General features: G+C 54.4%; 18 protein-coding genes. 8 read left to right on the top strand and 10 right to left on the bottom strand.

Annotated features, from left to right (window positions below):
• Window positions 1–98 precede the first annotated feature (98 nt).
• Window positions 99–800: a response regulator transcription factor gene (locus KTH_RS04690; RefSeq protein ID WP_497616718.1), complete on the top strand. Its 702-nt coding sequence runs from the start codon at window positions 99–101 to the stop codon at window positions 798–800.
• Window positions 793–2,346, top strand: a complete 1,554-nt coding sequence (locus KTH_RS04685) for a sensor histidine kinase (protein WP_497616717.1) — start codon at window positions 793–795, stop codon at window positions 2,344–2,346. Before KTH_RS04690 ends, KTH_RS04685 begins: the two co-directional genes overlap by 8 nt.
• A 50-nt stretch (window positions 2,347–2,396) precedes the next feature.
• On the opposite strand, the gene KTH_RS04680 is transcribed toward KTH_RS04685, so the two are convergent.
• The 3 genes from KTH_RS04680 to KTH_RS04670 form a co-directional block, all read right to left on the bottom strand.
• Entirely contained in the window at window positions 2,397–3,215 is an 819-nt protein-coding gene (locus KTH_RS04680) for an AAC(3) family N-acetyltransferase (protein WP_497616716.1), read from the bottom strand.
• Window positions 3,216–3,415: 200 nt separating this feature from the next.
• Window positions 3,416–4,237 carry an AfsR/SARP family transcriptional regulator gene (locus tag KTH_RS04675; RefSeq protein WP_170142634.1) on the bottom strand — a complete coding sequence of 274 codons (822 nt, stop codon included), beginning with the start codon at window positions 4,235–4,237 and terminating at the stop codon, window positions 3,416–3,418.
• A 303-nt stretch (window positions 4,238–4,540) separates the two neighbouring features.
• A complete protein-coding gene (locus KTH_RS04670; protein ID WP_497616715.1) occupies window positions 4,541–5,017 on the bottom strand; it encodes an SRPBCC family protein in 477 nt (158 codons plus the stop codon).
• 365 nt (window positions 5,018–5,382) lie between these two features.
• On the opposite strand from KTH_RS04670, the gene KTH_RS04665 reads away from it, so the two are divergent.
• Complete coding sequence (locus KTH_RS04665; RefSeq protein WP_170142633.1) at window positions 5,383–6,537, top strand: acyl-CoA dehydrogenase family protein; 1,155 nt, start codon at window positions 5,383–5,385, stop codon at window positions 6,535–6,537.
• Window positions 6,538–6,797: 260 nt separating this feature from the next.
• Window positions 6,798–7,313 (top strand): hypothetical protein, encoded by a 516-nt coding sequence (locus KTH_RS04660; RefSeq protein WP_111323278.1) that lies wholly within the window; start codon window positions 6,798–6,800, stop codon window positions 7,311–7,313.
• Window positions 7,314–7,357: 44 nt separating this feature from the next.
• Here KTH_RS04660 and KTH_RS04655 read toward each other — a convergent pair whose 3' ends face one another.
• Window positions 7,358–8,563: an MFS transporter gene (locus tag KTH_RS04655; protein ID WP_497616712.1), complete on the bottom strand. Its 1,206-nt coding sequence runs from the start codon at window positions 8,561–8,563 to the stop codon at window positions 7,358–7,360.
• A 95-nt stretch (window positions 8,564–8,658) separates the two neighbouring features.
• On the opposite strand from KTH_RS04655, the gene KTH_RS04650 reads away from it, so the two are divergent.
• From KTH_RS04650 to cax, 3 genes are all read left to right on the top strand, one after another.
• Window positions 8,659–8,862: a hypothetical protein gene (locus tag KTH_RS04650; RefSeq protein WP_497616710.1), complete on the top strand. Its 204-nt coding sequence runs from the start codon at window positions 8,659–8,661 to the stop codon at window positions 8,860–8,862.
• A 641-nt stretch (window positions 8,863–9,503) separates the two neighbouring features.
• Window positions 9,504–12,650: a transglycosylase domain-containing protein gene (locus KTH_RS04645; protein ID WP_497616708.1), complete on the top strand. Its 3,147-nt coding sequence runs from the start codon at window positions 9,504–9,506 to the stop codon at window positions 12,648–12,650.
• A 340-nt stretch (window positions 12,651–12,990) separates the two neighbouring features.
• Entirely contained in the window at window positions 12,991–14,142 is a 1,152-nt protein-coding gene (gene cax / locus KTH_RS04640) for a calcium/proton exchanger (protein ID WP_497616706.1), read from the top strand.
• A 158-nt stretch (window positions 14,143–14,300) separates the two neighbouring features.
• On the opposite strand, the gene KTH_RS04635 is transcribed toward cax, so the two are convergent.
• From KTH_RS04635 to KTH_RS04620, 4 genes are all read right to left on the bottom strand, one after another.
• Window positions 14,301–14,660, bottom strand: a complete 360-nt coding sequence (locus KTH_RS04635) for a zinc-ribbon domain containing protein (RefSeq protein ID WP_497616704.1) — start codon at window positions 14,658–14,660, stop codon at window positions 14,301–14,303.
• A 391-nt stretch (window positions 14,661–15,051) separates the two neighbouring features.
• Window positions 15,052–16,251 (bottom strand): ornithine--oxo-acid transaminase, encoded by a 1,200-nt coding sequence (gene rocD / locus KTH_RS04630; RefSeq protein ID WP_497616702.1) that lies wholly within the window; start codon window positions 16,249–16,251, stop codon window positions 15,052–15,054.
• Window positions 16,252–16,308: 57 nt separating this feature from the next.
• Entirely contained in the window at window positions 16,309–17,190 is an 882-nt protein-coding gene (proC, locus tag KTH_RS04625) for a pyrroline-5-carboxylate reductase (RefSeq protein ID WP_170142630.1), read from the bottom strand.
• Window positions 17,191–17,705: 515 nt separating this feature from the next.
• Window positions 17,706–18,143, bottom strand: a complete 438-nt coding sequence (locus KTH_RS04620) for an Hsp20/alpha crystallin family protein (protein ID WP_111323264.1) — start codon at window positions 18,141–18,143, stop codon at window positions 17,706–17,708.
• Between the two features lie 278 nt (window positions 18,144–18,421).
• On the opposite strand from KTH_RS04620, the gene KTH_RS04615 reads away from it, so the two are divergent.
• Window positions 18,422–18,721 carry a GlsB/YeaQ/YmgE family stress response membrane protein gene (locus KTH_RS04615; protein WP_497616698.1) on the top strand — a complete coding sequence of 100 codons (300 nt, stop codon included), beginning with the start codon at window positions 18,422–18,424 and terminating at the stop codon, window positions 18,719–18,721.
• 63 nt (window positions 18,722–18,784) lie between these two features.
• Here the strand turns inward: KTH_RS04615 and KTH_RS04610 are convergent, their stop codons facing one another.
• Together KTH_RS04610 and KTH_RS04605 are read right to left on the bottom strand one after the other, a co-directional pair.
• Window positions 18,785–19,351, bottom strand: a complete 567-nt coding sequence (locus KTH_RS04610) for a hypothetical protein (RefSeq protein ID WP_497616696.1) — start codon at window positions 19,349–19,351, stop codon at window positions 18,785–18,787.
• Window positions 19,352–19,682: 331 nt separating this feature from the next.
• Complete coding sequence (locus tag KTH_RS04605) at window positions 19,683–21,266, bottom strand: aldehyde dehydrogenase (NADP(+)) (protein WP_497616694.1); 1,584 nt, start codon at window positions 21,264–21,266, stop codon at window positions 19,683–19,685.
• Window positions 21,267–21,275: the final 9 nt, after the last annotated feature.

The following is a 21,275-nucleotide window of genomic DNA, read 5'->3' as shown; positions in this document are numbered from 1 at the left end:
TTCAGGGTGATTTTAGCTCAACAGAGCTTGCTGTCAGAACTCTGTCAGAATAATACGGGATACTATGGTATGGTGATTCTGGCAAAAGGAGAGAACGCATGCGCATTCTGCTGGTCGAAGATAATTACCAGCTTCATCAGCTCTTAAAGAAGAGCTTACAAAACGAGGGTTACGCTGTAGATGACGCGTTCGACGGGCTTGCGGGACTGGAATATGCGGAAATCGGGCCATATGACGCTATCATCCTGGACATTCTGCTCCCCAACAAAGATGGTCTGAGCATCTGCCGCACGCTTCGCAGTCAGGGAAAACGAACGCCGATTCTGATGCTTACTGCCCGTGATGCCGTCTCTGATCGCGTGAAGGGACTGGATAGCGGGGCTGATGACTATCTGGTGAAACCGTTCGACATGAGCGAGCTTCTAGCGCGGCTTCGGGCGCTCTTGCGTCGCGATGCTCCTGATAAAAGCGGCGTGCTGCGTGTGGGTGACCTGATCGCTGACCCCGCCACGCACTATGTTGAGCGCGCAGGCTGCCCCATCGTCCTCTCAACGCGTGGCTTTTCGCTGCTCGAATACTTCATGCGACACCCAAATCAAGTGCTAACGCGTGAAATGGTCTCTGAGCACCTTTGGAGCTACGATGTGATTGGAACGCTCAATGCCGTTGATGTTGCAGTCCGCCGCTTACGCCGTCAGATCGATGAGCCTTTCACTTTCAAAATGCTGGAAACCGTTCGCGGCGCGGGTTATCGCTTACGCGCCCCCGACTTTGGAAAGGAATCAACAAGGCATGGATGATGAAAAAATTTACGAGCCAGCAAGCAACCGACCCCTTACACGGCTATTCAGCTTCCTCACAAGCATTCGCTTTCGGCTGGTGCTCTGGTATGTTGGCATAACCGCTATCCTGCTCGTCATCTCGGGCGGGCTACTGTACTATACCCTTGCGCAGACGCTCTACCAGCGGGACGAGGCCCAATTTTCCAGTCAGGTTATGCAGCTCGGGAATACAGTACAGAACTGGTACCAGGTCACGGTTCAAGAGGGGAAAAATGCGAATAGGGAAACAGAAGTACAATTGACCAGAATACAACGGGATCAGATCTTCGAGATAGCACAAAAAGATCTTCCTGAGGGCGCAGGAGCTGCTATTTACGATCAAAACGGGAACCTCGTCACCTCATATGGGGCGGTCATAGGCATATCACTGGAGCCACTGAATAACATGGTCAGTAGCTATAGCTGTCAAACCGAACCTAAACAGCCTGAGATACAGGTCTGCAAGATGCAGCTTCTCACGGCTCAGGGGCTGCCTGCCGGGTCTCTCGTAGTGGGACGTCAGATTGACTCACAGGTCATTCTTCAGCGCGTCCTGCTAAACCTTTCGCTTGTTATTCCCTTTATTCTCATTATTCTCGCCATTGGTGGCTATTGGATCGCGAGTCGGGCAATGCGGCCTGTTCATATAATTACCAGCACTGCCCGCCAGATCGGAAAAACAGATCTCAGCCGCCGCCTCAACCTGAAGAAGCGCGACGAACTGGGTGAACTGGCAGCGACCTTTGACAGCATGCTCAATCGGTTGGAGAAGCTCTTCGAGCATCAGAGGCGCTTTACTGCCGATGCCAGTCACGAGCTCCGTACCCCTTTAACGATCATGAATGTAGCAGTCAATCAGGCACTCACGGGGCAGCGCAAGCCCGATACCTATGAGGAAGCTCTTTCACAAATCGAGCGTTATGAAAGCGCATTACAAACGGTACGCGCCGAGAACGAGCATATCAGCCGCCTCGTCAATGATCTGCTGCTGCTGGCACGCGCTGAAACAGGACAGGCACTGCTTGAAAAGACGCGGGTCGATCTCAGTGAAGTCGTGCTTGATGTGGTCGAGCGTCTTGCTCCTCTTGCCCAGGCAAAGGGCTTACACCTCTCGCTTGGAGAATTGCCCGAAGTACCAGTGACCGGTGATCGCACGTACCTTGTCTCGATGCTGCAAAATCTGGTCGAGAACGCGATCAAGTACAGCACCGGGAAAGGGTCAGAAGTGCACATTGAATGTGGAACAGGCAAGAAAGACGGCTGGTGCTGGCTCCGCGTTGAGGATGATGGGCCCGGAATCGCTTCAGAACACCTCTCGCACCTGTTTGAACGCTTCTATCGCATCACGGTGAAGCGAGCAGACACCGAGCAACCGGAGGAGGCACCACGTGGTAGCGGTCTGGGTCTGGCTATCGTGCAATGGGTTGTGAAAGCGCATGGGGGGCGCATTCTGTTGGACAGCGTTGAGGGTGAAGGCTCACGCTTCGAGATCTGGCTACCCCTGCGCCGCAGCGATCAAGACTAGCTATCACCTTTTCTGCTGGAAGAGAGGGAAGTTGTTTCCCCTCTTCCTTTTTAGCTATCATGCCTTCTACGCTCTGTAAACCATTCTACCGTGAAATCGACCAGAGGGCGCATCGGTATCAGTTTCGTTTCTGCAAGGCCAATATGCCCGATAATGACCAGATTCGTATGCTGTTCAAAGTCAGCACCGATTTGTGGAAAAATATCCGAATCAACCTCAATATCCTGATACACCTTCCAGACGCGTTCACCATTCTCATAGAGCGCCGCACCCTGCTGAACAGGTACCTGTCCGGGCGCTCGATGCTCCGCCAGATGCATCGACGTATTGCTATCATACCCGACACCTAGCAGCAAAATCCAGCCATCCAGCTCGTAGAGCCGAGCCAGCGGAGACCCTTCGCCAAATGGGTAATCGAGCGAGTGAGAACCGACCAGCGCTTGCGCGTGCTTGCCCCAGGCGGCAAAAGAGACGGCAGGGTGTGAGCTACGCATGACGCCAGGAAAAGTCCGAAAAGCCTCAACAATAGCCCCCATCGAACGCGTTGGTGTGATACGAGGATCATATGCAGGCATTGTATCACGAATAATTTGCCACCATTCGCGTGGAACAGGTGGATTGCTCCAGTTCGACGGCTCACTATTTCCTGCACTCTGGGTCGGCATCATCAGGGTACCATCGGGGGTAAGAGCGTCCATGAGTGCCTGCACGACAGTGATAGGACCACCACACACCCAACCAAGCGAGCTCAGCGAGGAATGGGTAATGATCGTCATGCCCGGCTTCACACCGAGCGCGCGAAATTCCCGGGTAAGGCGTGCCCGTGTCAGGGGGGAGGGGGTTCGCTCAACCAGATCTTTTTCTGACATACACTCTTCTATCCTTTATAGCTCTGCATATATGTATCATTTCTTCGCTTTTTCAAGGAAAGGCAAACACAGAAGATTTCCCTATTATATCCATTCTTGCATGTTTTCGCAATGAAGGACTTCCAAAAATGATAAAACCAGGCGCTATTCATACGTGAAAAGCGCGCTCGTCTCGCACTCACAATGAAAAGTGAGTATAGCTAGAGCTCTTCATTTTGCAGGGAACAGGGCTCAACTCCCAGTTCAGCTTTAAAAAAGTGACGGAAGCCGTGCAGCGTCCGAGAGGCGGCGGAATAATTCCCCTGAAGTCGATAAATACTGAGCAGCTTTTTGATTGCAGGTTCATGCAAGGGGTCAATCGCGAGGATCTGATAGGCATACTCGGCGGCATCATCCAGCTCGCGCTTCTCCATTGAGATGTCAATAAGGCGTGTGAGCATCTGAAGGTGTAGCCGCTCGTACTGGCTTCGGAAGGGGATCAGGTGCTCTTCATAAATATCTTCGGGCAAGAAGCCACGTTCAAAATAACTGACCAGCTTTCGATAGAGGAAAGCTGCCCGGTTGCTATTGCCATCGCGTTCCTGCTCTTTCGCCTCATCGAGCAGGCGCTGCACTTCCCAGACATCGCACCACCAGGAGGCGTCACGGCGAAAGAGATAGAAATTATTCGCCAGCCGACAGATATACTGTGACTCCTGACCGCGATCAATACAGGGTTCAAGCAGATAACGCAAATAGTGGATATTCACCCTGAGATTTCGATGTGCAGCCTCGGCAGGGGTATCGGGCCAGAACAGTTCAACCAGATAATCGGAGGAAAAAGGCCGATCGGGATGCAGTAGAAACCACTTTAAGAGCGAACGAATCTTGTTGCGCCGCCAGATAGGGCCTTCCACAACCCTGTTCTGTTGAATCAGTCGAAAAGGACCGAAGAAATACGCCCGAAACGCCGCCTGCTGTTCCTGTCTTTGTGCTAATAGAACCGCCAGTAAAGCCGGTTCAGTGGTTGCCTCCTCAAACATGCTCATCCTATCCTTTCTTCCACGTTTCTCCAGAGGCCAGCCAGTATCCGGCATGGGTTTGCCTCAAGCAAGCCAACAAAGACATTATACACTTCACAGGATAAAGCGACAAATAGGGACATGTGCCTCTATCTTTATAGTGGAATTTGCGGCCCGCTCATCGAGATTTATTCTAGAAAAAGAAGAGAAGGCCGGAGCTCACCCGGCCTTCCCCCGCGCTACATTACATCCATGCTCAAAACAAGGTCATTCGCACAAGTTCATCATATCGCGCAGCGTACAGGACTGAAATACAGCAGGTTTTTAAAACAGCCGCTCCTGAACAGCAGAAGTCCACAGCCGCTCCACTCTTTCTTTCATCACAGCCTGTTGCTGTTTGGCTTGCTCGCTAAAATAATTGACTGCCTTTTCATCGGATATGGGCGCACACTCCTGTAACGAGAACTCCTGCTCCCAGGTCATCACAGTGCTGTGCTCCTCAATGGGGTCATACCACCAGCGTACGACCAGACGTGCAAGCGGCTCATCAGAAGAGAGCAGTTCCGCAACGGTCAGACGGCGTTCCTGGCTGATATGGCGCACCATCTCCCGGCTACACTGCTTTCCCTGCTCATCAGGATGAGTTGTCAGGCGAAACGTGACCGTATCAGGCCCCTCATCGAGCACCGTACAGCTCTCATACTCACAAAAGAGGGTCGGCCAGGTGCGCACATTGCTGGTCAGACGAAAGACATCATCAAGAGGCGCGGCGATTACAATAGCGTTCCGAATATATCCCATAACTGCATTCTCCTCTGGATCGTGATAGTATTTCTCGGCCAGGATTGCTTGATCATACGAATAATTCTCTGTCCTTCACTTACAATGGAAATGATACGCCGTTATAGTTCCTTCAGAGTTCTCAACTTGAAACTCTCAGGAAACTTTCCCTCTGGATACTGGAACGGAAAAGGCTTCACAGGCCCTTACACGATCCTGTACACTGATTCTTACAGAGATGTGTACACAGTCCGGTACACTGCTTCTTACAGTGAGGCTGACACGAGCGATTACACACTATCCGGCGTGTCAGCATGAATGGCGATCCGGGAGCTTTGCAAGCCAGCAGAGAGGCACAACCTGACACAGGTGATACAGCAAAAGATATGACAGAGGCAATAGATCAAGAAATAACCGATATAGTGAAGGGCGTTCAAGCGCTGCTTCCCATAATACAGGCGCATCGAGAGCAATCAGAGCAACAACGGAAACTGGCGCAAGAAATCGTGCAGGCTTTTCTTGAAAGCAGGCTGGTGCGGCTGCTCATGCCCGCTCAGTGGGGTGGACACGAGCTCTCGTTAGACGCGCTTGCCGCGACCATGACCGAGCTTGCGCGTGCAGACGCCTCAGCCGGATGGTGCTGTTCGCTCTACTGCATCCATAGTTGCTTGCTTGCTCTATTTCCGCAACAGGCGCAGCGCGATGTATGGGAAGCGCAACCCGATACCCTGCTTGCGGCCTCATTCGCCCCTCATGGCACGGCACGTCAGGTGAAAGGAGGCTACCAGATCAGTGGCGCGTGGCCGTGGGCAAGCGGCGTCGACTATTGCTCATGGGCGATACTCAACGCGGCTCTCGGGCAGGATCACCCCCAGGGTAGCGCGTTTTTTCTGGTTCCCCGCCACGATTTTCTGATAGAAGATACCTGGCATGTCTGCGGCTTAAGCGGCTCGGGAAGCAAAACAATCGTTCTACATGAGGCTTTTGTCCCCGAATACCGCCAGCTTCCATACACCGATTTCCTGAGCACTCACACGCCTGGTTCACAACTCTACACTGCTCCACTCTATCACCTGCCGCACTCGATCGCCTTTCCCATCGCACTGATCGCGCCAATTCTGGGAGCAACTACGGGAGCCTATGAGCAGTGGCGTGAGGCGCTTGAAGAAGGTCAGACGCTGTTCACACGACAACGCGTCGCCAACCTGACCCATGTTCAGATTCGCGTGGCGGAGATCAGCGTGCAGCTCGATAGCGCCCGGCTCCTGCTACAGCGTGGCCTCGACACCATTCGCACAGGCGGCCCATTCTCCTCGCACCAGATTGCCCGTCAGCAACGGGACTACGCCTGGATTGCACATCTCTGTCGACAGACAGTGGAACAGATGTACATCACCAGTGGAGGCAGCGCGATTTTTACCAGCAATCCATTACAGAGATACTGGCGCGATGTCCACGCGATGACGGCTCACGCTGTGCTGAACTTCGAGACCGCAGGAACCCGCTTCGGTCATCTGGAGCTGGACCCCATGCTGCATTAATCCTCACATATCACCCCGCAAGGATCCCCCGTCACAAAAGCATGGGGCTCCCGAGTTTTCTCAGATGGAGAAAACTCACAGCACCCTATATTTTTGCGCAATTCTATGGTATACTCCCAACAATCCAGAACAAGGCAGAGAGGTATAGAGAAGAAGCGCAATTCCCAAGAGAATGAACAAATACAAACGACAGTGCCACGCGTATAGATAGAGATATTCCAGTATTACCGCAATGGTAAGTGGAAAGGAGCAGAGAGCGCATGTCGCGAGAACTTTCTTCACCTCCCCGGATGGTTACCAGACCTCTCACCAGAACCCTGCTGACAGGCGGGATTGACGCGCTTTTCGTCCTCTTTCTTGCCTTTACTCCGCCCGCGCTGGCAGCGCCTTCATCGGCTGGACCCGGCACACCCTTCCTTCAACTTGTGCTGTTACTTATCGCGATCCTGGCAGCCGGCCTCAGTGCACTCTTCTGGCGGCTCCTGGTCGTGCGACGTGAGCACTACACGCTGAAACACTTTCTCATCGCCAGCCTGCTGACCGTCGTCCTGTTCTTTCCGCTTGCCTGGGCAATCCGCCTCTACGGTGAATTCCTGTTCCACGGCTCGGTGACAGGCATAGGCGTGCTACAACCTACCAAGCTTGCAGGCATCACGGGAGAACTGCTGACGCTCACCTTACTCTCCTATTGCACTTCGGGCCTCTTTATGCTGATGTTCAGTACAGCGGCGAAGATGGTACTGACGAAGCTGCTCCCTGATGAACGCTATTCCTGAAATGGACGGCAGAAAGGAAGCTTCCCTTCTGCCATCCAGAACGCCTACAAGCGAGCGCGGCGCATATGCGGACTCAGGGTAAACAGACTTGCGACCAGAATCAATATCAGCCAACCAAGCAGCACTGTCGACGTCGCACCCAGACGCTCCAGCAACAGACCCGTCAGCAATTGACCAAGCGGATTCGTCAGGCTGGTAAAAATTCGGCAGGCGCTGATGACGCGGCCCCGCAATTCATCGGGAATGACACGCATGCGATAGCTAAAGTAGGGCACATCTTCCAGCGGATCAACCAGCCCGATCAGCCCATTCACCAGCCCAAGCATCCAGCCACTCCCGCCAAGCAGACTAAGAGGCCAGAACAGCACAAAGCACCAGCGCACCAGAATCACCGACCAGCCAACCGGAAGCCGCAATAATGGCGCGATCAATGCGCCGGCAATCGCGCCCAATCCATCAGCCGCGAAAATCAGCCCGACCCAGACATCAGGAACGTGATAGCTCTTCGCAAGCACCATCAGGATCAACACCTCTCCGGGCAAGACCAACGCAGCCAGCACACTGCACAGGTTCATCGTCCGCAGCACCGGCTCCTTCCACATCCATACCATGCCCTCCATAATCTCAAGAAGAAGATGCTGCCGCTTCTGGGGCGCTCTGGCAGGTAATTTCACCTGAAAAAGGGTAAACAGCGATACCAGATAGGATATGGCATCAAACAGGAACGGCAACAGGTGTGAGGCCGCATAGAGCACTCCGGCAAGCGAGGGACCGACCAGCCCGGTGATGCTCTCTGTGACCTCTTCCTGCGCCTGTGCGGCTCCAAGCTGTGTTTTCTGTACAAGAGCGGGCAAGCTGGATACATGCGCAATACTGAAGAAAACAAGCAGTATGCCCTCCAGCAACGCACTCAACGCAAGCAGCCAGATCGATATCAGGCCAGAGAAGAGCATACCCAGGAGCATAAGCAGGTTCAACAAGCGCCCAAGATCACACCAGATCATCACGGCTTTGCGATTCCAGCGGTCAACCAGCGCCCCGGCTATCAGGTACAACAGATTTGGCAGTGTACGCATCATTCCAACGATGCCCGCCGCCGCCGGAGAGTGGGTCAGCGAGAGGACCAGCCAGGGAAAGGCGATCTGCGAGATGTTCCCACCAATACTTGAGACAGCCTGCCCAAACCAGAACACCACATAGGTGCGATTTCGCCAGAGGGCAGGGATAGATTGTCCTTCTTTCTCTTCCACGGGAAAGAGTCCTTTCATTCAAAAAGGCGCGGGAGAGAACAGGCAACACCACAGCACGCAAAACAGCAGAAAAAGAGCGCAGAGCGCACGGGTAAGTGGTGGAGTTCTCACCCGGCGCGGATCGAAAAGAGGAGCAGGATGCAACGTCCCGAAGCAATGCTGCTCGGGCTTTCAAACAGGATGCACCCTGTCAGGCCGACGTAAACCCTGGTGCCGGGCTTACGCGGCGGAGGTGTTTGTCCCGCGATTGCGGTTCCGGTGAATCAGCCAATCGGGCCGAAGTAGAATGGAGTTCATAAGCATGAGTATACGCAAAAACGAGAGCGCCGTCAACTGATGCTACATCTTTTTTATAGAACCAGCTTGACGAATGTAAGCACTCAATTTTACCTACCCAAAAGGCACAGAACACGCCATATTGTACCACTGCTTCGTTTTATTTAATGGATGCGTTCAAGTCAGAGATCCCTGAGAGCGATACAGGAACCGATACTCTTGTGTTCTGCAAGTACCAGATACGCTGGTATCAAAAGCAACATATTGTATACTCATAGCATACAGACCTGCACCTTGAGAAACATTCGCAGGAACCCCTACGGAAAGGCTTGCATCATGCTCAACAATTCTATACGATTGGTATGTCCCCGGGCGCAGCACCACATCGGACATATAATCGGCAAAACAGCTTTGTGGGCTTCTTCGGGCAAGAAGTCACAGGCTAAATTGGTGACTCCGGTTAACTTTATTGCTCTATTCCGTCTGATGATGTGAGGGTACATTGGTCGTCTGCCTGTGTTGAGGCAGAGCAGGCAAGTCGGGGCTCCTTCAATGAGAAAAAATCATAAAAGCAGGATATACAGCTAAAAAATGGAAAATCTGATTGTACATACATGTTTCAGCACGCAAAAAACCACTCATTGCAAAAGAATGAGGGGACATTATGAGCAATAATTGGAGCCAACCAGGATTCTCAAATAACGACCAGCAGGGGCCACAGAACAAGCCTCGAACTGGTCTTCTCAGTAGTTACCGTCAGCAGCAAAGTGGCGCGGGCCAACCACCTTCAGCACCCGGCATTGGGCCTAATCCGCCGTCGCCAGTGCCACCGGGCTCAAGCTGGCCAGGGCAGCCGGGCGGGCCTATGCCACCCAAAACGCCAACAAAATCGCTGTTAAGTGGTGCCTGGAACCAGCCACAGCCGGGGTTCGCGCCCCCTTCTCAGCAGCCGACACAGCAGCCGGGGTTCGCGCCCCCTTCTCAGCAGCCGACACAGCAGCCGGGGTTCGCGCCCCCTTCTCAGCAGCCGGGGTTCTCCCAACCAGCACAACAGCAGTACGGCTGGATGGCAAACGCCCAGCAAACACCCACAAGCCCGCCTCCGGTGCAGCCCGGGCCCGACATCAACAAGCGGAAGCCTGGCAACAAAGGGAGCAAGAAAACCAAAAAGCGTGGCTGGATCGGGAAACGCTGGGATAGCTGGAGTCAGAAACACCCGAAAGGCGCAAAAGCGGCCCGCTGGACCTCGCTTGCGCTCTTAATCGCAATACTGATATCAACAATAACCGGTGGCGTACTTGGTTTTCAGTATTTTCAGCAGCAGTCAGACCGTCTTGATAGTCTGGCAAATAAGAATATCCAGCAAAATACGCGTATCTATGACCGATATGGAAATCTGGTCGCTGAGGTCTACGACTCTCAATCCGAGGGCGCGGGACGGCGCATTCCCGTCTCTTATCAGGACATACCGCGTGTGCTGGTCGATGCACAGACAGCCGTCGAGGATGCTTCGTTCTGGGACAATGCAGGCTTCGATCCGATCGGCATTGTACGCGCCGCGATTACCCGTACGGGCGGCGGCAGTACGCTGACCCAGCAGGTGATCAAGAACCTGAGCGGCGACGATAGCCCTACGCTGACCCGTAAAGCGACCGAGGCTATTCTTGCTTACAGCCTGACACAGAAATATCCCAAGTGGAAGATTCTTGAAATGTACTTCAATGTCGCAGGCTATGGAGCGCAAAACCTCGGAGTCGAATCGGCCGTCGAGAATTACTTTCATCTCAAGCAAGAATGCGACAAAAACTTTAAGTGTAAGCCTGGCATCTCCAAGCTTGAATATAACGACAAAGGCCAGAAGGACCCGCTTCTCGGGCTGGCTCGTGCCTCGCTGCTTGCCGGTCTTCCTCAGAACCCGGTCATCTTAGATCCGACCCGCGGTGAGAAGAGCAAGGCCGCAGCGCTGGAGCGCCAGAAAATCGTGCTTCAGCGAATGATCGATACAAAGGTCAACGTTGAGGGCCTGGGAGTGGTGACACCTGAGCTCGCAAAGAAAGCCAGTGATCTCACGGCCAAAATGGACTTCACGCCCTATCGGACGATTAAAAAAGCGCCCCACTTTGTCGACTGGATTCAGACCCAGATGGAACAGATTCTCGGCAATGGAGACATCCAGCTCGGGCACCGCCTCTTCCTGACAGGCGGCTTCAACATCCATACGACAATTGATATGTCGCTCCAGGAGTTCGTTGAAAACGCCGTTGAGCGCCATCTGTACAAAGCGGAGATACAGCCCTTCAGTAACGGTCTGTTTGCCGTAGCAAAGGACCAATATAACCTGAACTCGTCGGCTGTGGTGGTACTGAACGCCAAAACGGGCGAGGTGCTCGCAATGAACGGGAGCCCCGACTATTACAGCACTGATGCTAAAGTAGGCGGTCAGTATAACATCGCGGCTGCTGGAAGCGGGCGACAGGTCGGTTCAACGATCAAACCGCTGATCTATGCCACCGCCTTTACGATGGGCCTGTCTCCGGCGACGGTCCTGCCCGACTATCAAACGTTCTTCCCGAACGGCTTGCCCGCAGGAACGCCCGCGCCGACCAGTCCCGAGGATCAGTCAGGTATGTACCACCCGACCGACTACGGTGCAAAATACAATGACCAGCAGTCGTCCATTCGTCTCGCAACGGCAAACTCGTTCAATGTCCCTGCCGTGAAAGCGCTGGCCTATGTGGGCGTGGACAACTTTATCAACATCTCGAAGAAGCTCGGCCTGACCACGCTCAACAAAGACGCCAAGCTGACGCAGGCACTTGGTACCACCAACGGAACGCCGCTCCAGATGGCAAGCGCCTATCAGACCTTTGCCAATGAAGGCGTGCGCATTCCGCCCACCGGTGTCCTGGACGTCTGGGACAACTACGGTCATCAGCTCTATCATTATGATGTCGCGAAAGCCAAGCATATTCGCGTCTTCTCACCTGAGATCTCATACCTGATGACCTCGGTCCTTACCGATCAGAAAGCTCGTCACTTCGAGTTTGGAGATGAAACGACGCTCTCGTTCTGGGACTGGGACGGTGAGTGTTCCAATCTGGAATGGGAATGGAGCAACGGCGTGCTACCGCGCTGTCAGCATGAGGTTGCGGCCAAAACCGGTACAACCGACGACTTTAAAGATAACTGGACGGTCGGTTACACGCCGAACGCCGTGGTGAGTGTCTGGTCCGGTAACGCAAACGGCGAACCGATGAGCGGTGGTGAAAACGGTGGACCAACCGGTATCACCGGTGCAGGCCCGATCTGGAACAGCGTCATGGAATATGTTTCCGGTCGCTCCTGCGATGATATTAATCAGAAGTTCACCGGGGACAAGATCAAGTGTCCCACCAAGCCGTTCGATCCGAAAGCAGCCGGGCTCTCGCAGCAGACCCACTTCAATAAACCGGCAAAAGTGGTGCAGACCTGCACCTATTCACCGGTTGATGGCCTGCTTGCCAAAAACGGCGAACAGAGCGTCTGTGACTATTCTATCCAGGGTCTGGAACCACAGACAACCGGCGTCGTTCCGCCGAAAATCACGGTTACCGACGATAACAACAAAGGTGACAAGGGCGACGATGACGATGACAAGGATAAAGGCGGCGACAAGGGCGATCCAACCCCGACACCGTCTGTCACAGCAACAGCGGAGCCTTCACCAACGGCAACGGAGACGACCACACCGGATCCAAGCCCGACAGTAACAATCCCTCCATCGCCGACGGTAACCTTGCCACCTTCGCTTGATGGAAACAAACAACACTGACAGCACTGAGGGAGCAGGTTTCTTGCCTGCTCCTCTCTTTTCCCTCTCACAAAGCCCTCTTGCTTCTCTCCTCATATACCGTTATACTGCACCATATATCAGGTTTTCTTCGGGAGCGCAAAAAGCCATTTGATGATGATACGCCCTTTGCGTTCTGTAAGAGGGAACAATCTATCAGGTGAAAGGGGAAACGTGGACACAGCCGCAACCTTCGCGCATACAATGCTCCCTTCCTTCCACGGGGAGCATCATTGTATCTTCCTCTTTTCGCCTCTCTCTGCCATTCAGGTAGAGCTGTTTCCATTTTTCGATATTCTTTGTTGGAATGTTAGGAGACGATATGCAGCGTTGGCTTTATCTGCTCATTCTTGCCGCACCGGCAGCCGTTATCGCCGAATTCCTCCACGCATCGCCTCTTGTTGTCTTTCTGCTGGCCGCTCTGGGCTTGATCCCGCTGGCTGGCTTGATTGGCTTATGCACGGAAGCCCTGGCCGAGCGCCTGGGACAGAGCATCGGAGGCTTACTGAATGCCACTTTTGGTAACGCCGCTGAAATCATCATAGGACTGGTCGCACTCACCGCCGGACTCCCTGAAGTGGTGCGTGCCTCTATTGCCGGTTCCATTATCGGAAACGCGCTCCTTGTGCAGGGGCTTTCCATGTTCTATGGGGGGTGGAAATATCGCAAACAGCGCTTTAACTCGCGCGTCGCCGGTCAGTACGCCTCGATGCTTGCTCTGGCCGTCATCGGTATGGCGATCCCCTCACTGCTTGCTGTTGTCGGCGAAGGCATGCGCCCCGGAGATGTCATCGTCCGGGGGAACCAGCTTCATCAAATCAGCATCGGGGTTGCAATCATTCTGCTCCTCTGTTACGTCGCCTACATCGCCTACTCGGTCTTCGGCCTTCGCGCGCATCCTCGCGACGTGCAGCCGGTTACCGCTCACGAGGCCGAGGCAGAACCAGAGCAGCACACAGAGGCCAGCAAACCCGCTACAGGCGTGTTCGCGAAATTTGGCACGTTATGGAAGGGCACGCTCTGGCTTCCCATCCTTGTGCTTGCGCTGGCAACCGCCGTCACTGCATGGATGAGTGAAGTGCTGGTTGGCACGATTGAGCCGCTGACCCATCAGATCGGGCTGAATCCGTTCTTTGTCGGTCTGATCATCATCCCGCTGGTCGGCAACGCCGCGGAGCACTTCACCGCTGTGACCTCCGCCGGACGTAACCATATGGAGATCTCGCTTGCTATTACCGCTGGTTCGTCCATTCAGATCGCGCTGCTGGCCGCGCCAATTCTGGTGCTGGTTGGTGCGATCATCGGCGTTCCTCTGGATCTCAACTTCACCCTGTTGGAAGTCGCGCTGTTCGGGCTGGTGGCCGGATTGCACGCGATTATCAGTCTTGACGGTGAATCGACGTGGCTTGAAGGATTGCTGCTCTTTGCCTTCTATCTGATACTGGCTGTCAGCACCTTCTTCACTCCGGTCTAAGGCCCTCGCACGCTTCTCCGGCCTGAGATCTGCGGAACAGGCAGGTCTCAGGCCGACTGACAAAGCGGACGCCTGTTGGCCCATAAAAAAAAGCCAGGAGCCGAAAAGCCCCTGACCTTTTGTGATGTTCTTCTTTTTACTTGCAGAGCAGTGCGTTTTTACCAGCGAGAACGGCGGTTTCCACCACGGCTACCACCCCGATCCGAAGGGCGCTGTGACTGGAAACAGTCGCTACAGTAGACCGGACGATCGGCACGAGGCTCGAAAGGAACCCGTGCTGTATTCCCGCAGCTTGCGCAGGTCGTGGTATACATCGGGCGCTCCTCACGATAGGAATCGCGCTGATAACCACCACCACGGCTACCACCCATGCGACCCTTGCGGGCTGCACGACACTCGGGGCAGCGAGAAGGGGGATTCAGCAGTCCACGGCTTGCGTAAAACTCCTGCTCTCCGGCGGTGAAAATGAATTCCTGATTGCAGTCGCGGCAATACAGTTTCTGATCGGTCGTTTGCATGTTCTTGATTGCTTCTTTCTTTACTTGCTTGCGGGGGCAATCCCCCAGACAAATGCTACTTGTGTATTGCGCACGGCTTGCAATAGGTTTGTTTCTCTACTTCTCGCACGGAGCACTCTACACTCTCTATCAATGATAACACAAACCTGGCAAGCTTTATTCCATTTGCGAAGTCTGCTTCACATCATCGATAATCTTTTTCAGTATATCCCATACTGTCAAGGGGCAACAAAAAAGGGGTCATCCAGCGCTACAGGCTCCCTGAGCTGGTCCTTTTGTCAAAAACGCCCCCGGATCTTTTTTCAAAGTGCGCCATATATCCAAAAATTCAAATATAGTTGCCCTGAAAAAGAAGCAGAGCAGTCTGCGCGACTCCCCTGCTTCCATATGCCTAGACCTCTAACACGCTGATGATCTGATCCAGCGCCCAATCAAGCGTCTCGCGCTCGATCACAAGCGGCGGAGCGAAGCGGATCACGTTCTCGTGCGTCTCCTTACAGAGCAGGCCACGCTCCTTCAGCAGCTCGCAGTAGTGGCGTGCACCACCCGCCTGCGGCATCAGCTCAATGCCGATCAGCAGCCCTTTCCCGCGAACCTCCTTCACCAACGGGCTGGAAAGCCGTCTCAGCTTCCCAAGCGCGTACTCGCCCAGTTCTGCCGAGCGTTCAATCAAGCCCTCGTCGACCAGTACATTGAGTGCCTCGATCGCGACCGCCGCCGCAAGCGGGTTTCCGCCGAACGTCGAGCCATGCTCACCCGGCACAAAAAGATCCATCAACGCACGATCCGCCAGAATCGCGCTGATCGGATACATGCCGCCACCGAGCGCCTTTCCGATCGTCACGATATCGGGGCGGATGCTCTCGTGCTGGAACGCGAAGAGTTTCCCGGTTCGACCAAGCCCGGTCTGAATCTCGTCGGTAATCAGCAGGACGTTGTGGCGCTCACAAAGCGTCCGCACCGTTTGCAGGTATCCGGCGGGCGGCACATTGACCCCCGCCTCGCCCTGAATCGGCTCAAGCAGAACAGCCGCGGTGTTTGGCGTGATGGCCGCCTCAAGCGCGTTTGCATCGCCATAGGGCACCGTCACAAAGCCAGGCGTAAACGGGCCGAAGTACTTGCGATAGTGCTCCTCGGTCGAGGCCGAAATGGCCGTGATGGTGCGACCGTGGAAATTGTTTTCCGCAACAATCACCTCGGCCTGATCCAGTGGCACCTGCTTGACGACATAGGCCCATTTCCGCGCAAGCTTGAGCGCCGTTTCGACTGCCTCAACACCGCTATTCATCGGCAGCGCGGCATCAAAGCCAGTCAGCCGCGTGAGCCGGTAGAGGAATAACGGGTACTGGTCATTCTGAAAGGCACGCGAGGTCAGAGCGAGCTTTTTCGCCTGCTCGATCATCGCGTTCACCAGGCGAGGATGACAGTGACCCTGATTCAGGGCAGAGTAGGCGCTGAGCGCATCGAGATACTTACGGCCCTCGGTGTCATAGACCCAGACGCCTTCACCCCGCGTCAGAATGATGTCCAGAGGCTCATAGGTGTGAGCGCCATGAGCACGTTCAAACTCCCATAATTCACGTACATCCATACTTCATTGTTCTCCTTGTTGATGCCATATCGATTATATATCGAGAAAAAGGGTTCTCTAATGCCGTTTTGATGCAGGTAACGAGGAGGAAGAGATGTTACCTGTCGATGAGGGGATATGTATTTCCTGACCCATTTCAAGCGCTCGTTGGGTCGCTCGCTGCACAGCTCTCACGAACAGAGGCTTCAAGCCGCCCTGCTCCAGAACTGCGATTCCCGCCATAGTGGTTCCGTTCGGGGACGTCACCTGGCGGCGTAAGGTGGCCGGGTCCTCGCCGGTCTCCTGCAACATCTTTGCCGATCCAGCAAGCGTCTGGAGCAGCAACGAGCGGCAGATATCCGGAGCAAGGCCACAGGCTTCGCCCGCTTCCATCAGGGCCTCAACAACATAGTAGAAGTAAGCCGGGCCGGTTCCCGAAAGACCGGTGACAGCGTCCATCAGCGCCTCATCCACAACAACCGAGCTCCCGATTGCTGAGAACAAACGCTGTGCGATTTCCACATGCTCGGCAGTCGCCTGACGCCCCCGACAGAGCGCGGTCGCCGACTCACGGACAAAGCTAGACGTATTGGGCATTGCGCGTATGATCGGCACAGGTTTTCGGACAAGCTGCTCGATTGCCTCCGTACTCACGCCCGCAGCGACCGAGATCAGCAATTGAGCAGGCGTAAGGAAGGACGCAATTTCCTGTAAAGCGGCGACCACATCAAACGGTTTCACCGTCAGCACCACAAGAGTGGCCTCCCGAATGCTTGCCTCCTTCTCCCGACAAATGGTAACTCCATACCGCTCCTGAAGAGCCGCTAACCGTTCAGGGTGTGACCGATTGCTAATCGTGATCTGCTCAGGCGCAAGCAAACGTGCGTCGAGCAGCCCCTTGATGAGAGCTTCAGCCATAGAGCCAGCTCCGAGAAGCATCAAACGCTCTCGTGTACTCATCAGAATCCCAATCCTTTCTTGCACACCGAGGTCGGCGGACCAGAGCAAGCCCGGGAAAGATGCATGCATGCCAGGCTCCAGCGCCGCGTTCTCCTCTCAAACCACAAACCCGTCAAACAGGTATAAAAAAACGCCCTCCCGTCCTGAAGGACGAAAGAACGCGCTTCCGTGGTACCACCTTCGTTAGCAACAGAATGAGGCACACAGCATGAGGCTCATTGTACCGTTGCTATCTCATGGCCCCGCTAACGGAGGGCAAACCCGGCTGATTCCTCATCAGCAGCTCAGGGGTGGGTTCCATCTGCTTTGCGGCGGTATCTCTCAGCTGCTAGATATCCGCTCTCTGTGCGCCCAGACAAATGTACTGGTCCCCATCACAGCAATTTCTTATCTTCTTACATGTGTACCATAGATTATCCCCTGTCGTCAAGTACCCCCACCAATTTGACCGATACAGAGAAACGCGTCCAGCCCGATGGCATGCGCTCTTTCCCTGTATCCGGTCACAGAAAAAACTAGTGAACCTGCTTTGAAGCGGCTTCAGGGCGCACACAGACAGGAGGACGTCCGGCATTTCCGCGATGCTGTCCATGTGTCGCCGACATGCGCTCAAGAGTCAGACGAGCCGGACGCGTTTTCGAGCCTACCGGCAGCGTCACCGTCACTACTCCATTCCCATAAGTCACGTTGGCGCACTGTGCATCAACAGGCACGATGAGCTCAAGATCCCGGTAATATCTGCCAACACTCCATTCATCAATCAATAGCTCTTTCTCATTGTTATCTTTCAAAGCCCCGCGGAGCTTCCCCTGCAAAATCAGGTGGTTCTGGCTCGTGACTTCGATAGAGATATCATCCGGCTCCAGCCCTGGCATCGGCGCAACAATCATCACGCGCTCAGCCGTGCGATAGACTTTGACCGGTATCTGCTGTTGTCCAGCTTGCTCTTTCATAATCGCTTTCCCTTTCCTTCGTGACAGCACCAATCAGCGGAGGCTGGCACATCACGCCTCTCTAGAAAGCATTATACCCTCTACACTCTACATGCAAACGACACACGCCGCGCTCAAGCATAGCTGGAAAATGGCTGCTGAGAAAGAAGATGAGAATTGGCTTAGAGTATAGCCAGATTCGTTAAAAGATGAAACGATATACAGGGGAATCCCCGTGTCTATCAGTACAGTTTCACGTTTTCAGCGAAGCAGCAAGAAGAAGGAGGGAAAAACTGTACATGGCTCTTGCAGCGTTCCTTTTCGGGGCCATCCTCGATCCCGGTGGTGTCATCGCCTGGCTGCTCATCGGGCTGATCGCGGGCGCAATCTCAGGAACAGTGATGCGTGGTAGCGGGTTTGGATTGCTCAGCGACATTATTGTCGGGCTTATTGGTGCGCTTCTTGGTGGCTTGCTCATGAATCTCCTTGCGCCGAACGCGATCTTCGGGTTCTGGGGAAGCCTGATCGTTGCCATTATCGGAGCCTGTATCCTGCTCGCGTTGCTCCGTGCCTTCAAAGACTCCCGCCGCGCTTTATAAGCGCCCACGCGAGCGAGAAATAGATGCTGGCCCGCTTACCCTGTGCGGGCCACGCCCCCGATTTCACCCCATCCTGAATTTGCCAACACGCCCAAAACGAGGGAAAATAACTTTAAACTGTTTCTTCTCTAAAAGACTCTGGCTCTCCTCCTGCCACTGTTCCATCAAGAGCGCAGATGCTACCGCTTTGATACTGCGCACAATGGCGACAAAGGCATGATCGCGATCCGGCCAATCAATCACAGGTTGTTTGTTCTCGGGAAGCAGTGCATAGCCATTCGCGACCTCTTCCCAGACAATCGGACGCAGCAGGATAGGGATCACACACGCTTTAGTCACATGACGTGTATCCTGCTTTCCAAGTACTTCCGGCAGCCGACCATATTGCAGGTAATCCATTGCCAGAAAATCAGCGCTGAGTAGCAACAAGATGATACACGGTGATTCATAACATTGATAAATTGCTTGTCTCCAACATGCCCCTGTGTCTATTCGGTATTCATTCCATGAGTCTATCACCCCCAACAACTGTAATGCACTCATATGTTTCTTCAGCTCATCATGCAGCGGTTGATCAACAGAGGCAAAATAGCATGAAATGGGGATACCCTTCGTGGTCGTTTTCGTCATCTCGATGTTCCTTCCTCCCTCCGAACCTCACACCATACTCGTATATGGAGAATAGTATATAGTTTTTTGATTCTTTTCTCAATAGGCTGGAAAAGTATCCTATATTTAGTTTATGAATCTCTATTTTCAAATCGACTGTCTTGATGAAAAATATTTTCAACCATAGATATAGATATATCTGCTATACGGCAGGCAGGGAGGTCATGAAGAAAGCGAGTCAGGGTTCAATGAGAGGTTCAAGCATATATCGCGTGGAGCCAGAACGGAGACTCGATCATTTTTGGAGAAGGAGCGCCCCGAAGAGCGCTCCGAGAAGCGGGATAAGGAAGCGCTAGTCGATATCCTGCTGTGTCCACTCGCCATCAATGAGCCGCCAGAGCCGCCCGTTCGGATTCTTGTTTTGCAGCTCAGGGGGCAAACGATGCGGACGCACGGCATCGTAGGAATGCAGCGCCGTGAAGCGACGCACCGCCGCGGGCAGTCCCACCGAGGTAAAGCCAGGATGGCCGGTCGAGGGATATGGCCCGCCATGATTCATCGCCGAACTGACCGCAACGCCCGTCGGCATCTTATCATTCAGCAAACGACCAACCTTTGTCCGCAAGACTGGCTCCAACTGCTGGTAGAGCGCCTCATCACGATCGCCGGTATGGCTATAGATCGTCCCGGTCAGGTCGCCCGAAAGCACCCGGGCAATCGCCAGCATCTGCTGCTCGTCCTCGGCGACGACAAAAAGGCTCACCGGGCCAAACGCCTCCTTTTCCAGGGCCTCCACATCACGCAAGAAGTGCTCACCCGACACCCGTAGCAGCGTGTTCGCATAGCGATAGCCCTCATCATCAAGCGGCTGGCCCCCGGTGACTACCTGCGCGCCATGCTCCACAAGCGCCTTGACGGTTGCATCAAGTCCGGTCAGGCCGCGCTCGCTGAACAGGAAGCCCGGTCGCATGCTGGCAAAGCGCTCGCTGACCGCATTGATAAAGCGCTCGGTTGTCTCACCGGCACGCAGAATAACCAGCCCGGGATTGGTGCAGAACTGGCCCGCTGCCATCGTGCAGGACTCGGTGAACTCACCAACAATCTGCTCAAGGCGCTCCTCAAGCGCTCCCGGAAGCATAAAGACAGGGTTCACTCCCGACATTTCCAGATAGATCGGAATGCCTGCTCGATCGGCTGCGGCTTTGAGCGCCAGGCCCGCCGCCTGCGAGCCAGTAAAACCAACCGCGCCCACCAGCGGATGCGAGACCAGTTCCAGGCCAACTTCATTCGAGAAATGATAGAGCAATTGCACCGACGCCTCGGGCATCCCGGTATCTTGCACGGCCTGAAAAGCCAGTTTCGCCAGCTCGTATGTAGTGCCGGGATGACCGGGATTGGCTTTCGCGATCACCGGGTTATGGGCAATCAGCGCGGCCACGAAATCACCGCCCGAGATTCCGTTAAAGGCATAGGGGAAGTTGTTCGGACCGAAGATCACAACCGGCTTACCAAGCGGGGCGAAGAGCGCCCGAATGTTCAGCTTTGTATCGATCACCGGTTGCTTCCAGGAACCTTCACGGGCCACCTGTGCCGCCTGCCGAAGCTGATTCGTGGTGCGAGGCAATTCCACCTTACGAAGACGCGGTTCGACTGGCAATCCAGTTTCCGCATGGGCCAGCGCCACCAGCGTCTCTTGATGCTCCTCAAGTAAAGCTGCATAGCGTTCAAAAAATGCTGCAATCGTTTCTGGCGCAGTCTGGCGAAGCTGTTGCGCCGCCTCGGTTGCCGCATTCAAGGCCGCAAGCACGTCTTCGCGATCCGAAACAGGATAGCATTCAGGCAAGGGCTGACGCGTCGATGGATTGGTTGCCTGTATGGTTCCTGTCTCATGGAGAGCAGGCCGCCATTTTCCTGCGATAAGAACGGGTTGACTCATAATCCTCCT

The sequence above is a fragment of the Thermosporothrix sp. COM3 genome, from assembly GCF_059696735.1.
This window is presented reverse-complemented; position numbering and strand designations above follow the sequence as displayed.

Bases quoted from the DNA above. Each gene is read 5' to 3' on its own strand.
- KTH_RS04670 (WP_497616715.1), bottom strand. From the start codon at position 5,017: ATGGGATATATTCGGAACGCTATTGTAATCGCCGCGCCTCTTGATGAT.
- KTH_RS04685 (WP_497616717.1), top strand. From the start codon at position 793: ATGGATGATGAAAAAATTTACGAGCCAGCAAGCAACCGACCCCTTACA.
- KTH_RS04605 (WP_497616694.1), bottom strand. From the start codon at position 21,266: ATGAGTCAACCCGTTCTTATCGCAGGAAAATGGCGGCCTGCTCTCCAT.
- KTH_RS04610 (WP_497616696.1), bottom strand. From the start codon at position 19,351: ATGACGAAAACGACCACGAAGGGTATCCCCATTTCATGCTATTTTGCC.
- KTH_RS04675 (WP_170142634.1), bottom strand. From the start codon at position 4,237: ATGTTTGAGGAGGCAACCACTGAACCGGCTTTACTGGCGGTTCTATTA.
- KTH_RS04690 (WP_497616718.1), top strand. From the start codon at position 99: ATGCGCATTCTGCTGGTCGAAGATAATTACCAGCTTCATCAGCTCTTA.
- KTH_RS04645 (WP_497616708.1), top strand. From the start codon at position 9,504: ATGAGCAATAATTGGAGCCAACCAGGATTCTCAAATAACGACCAGCAG.
- KTH_RS04680 (WP_497616716.1), bottom strand. From the start codon at position 3,215: ATGTCAGAAAAAGATCTGGTTGAGCGAACCCCCTCCCCCCTGACACGG.
- KTH_RS04660 (WP_111323278.1), top strand. From the start codon at position 6,798: ATGTCGCGAGAACTTTCTTCACCTCCCCGGATGGTTACCAGACCTCTC.
- cax (WP_497616706.1), top strand. From the start codon at position 12,991: ATGCAGCGTTGGCTTTATCTGCTCATTCTTGCCGCACCGGCAGCCGTT.
- proC (WP_170142630.1), bottom strand. From the start codon at position 17,190: ATGAGTACACGAGAGCGTTTGATGCTTCTCGGAGCTGGCTCTATGGCT.
- KTH_RS04620 (WP_111323264.1), bottom strand. From the start codon at position 18,143: ATGAAAGAGCAAGCTGGACAACAGCAGATACCGGTCAAAGTCTATCGC.
- KTH_RS04665 (WP_170142633.1), top strand. From the start codon at position 5,383: ATGACAGAGGCAATAGATCAAGAAATAACCGATATAGTGAAGGGCGTT.
- KTH_RS04635 (WP_497616704.1), bottom strand. From the start codon at position 14,660: ATGCAAACGACCGATCAGAAACTGTATTGCCGCGACTGCAATCAGGAA.
- rocD (WP_497616702.1), bottom strand. From the start codon at position 16,251: ATGGATGTACGTGAATTATGGGAGTTTGAACGTGCTCATGGCGCTCAC.
- KTH_RS04615 (WP_497616698.1), top strand. From the start codon at position 18,422: ATGGCTCTTGCAGCGTTCCTTTTCGGGGCCATCCTCGATCCCGGTGGT.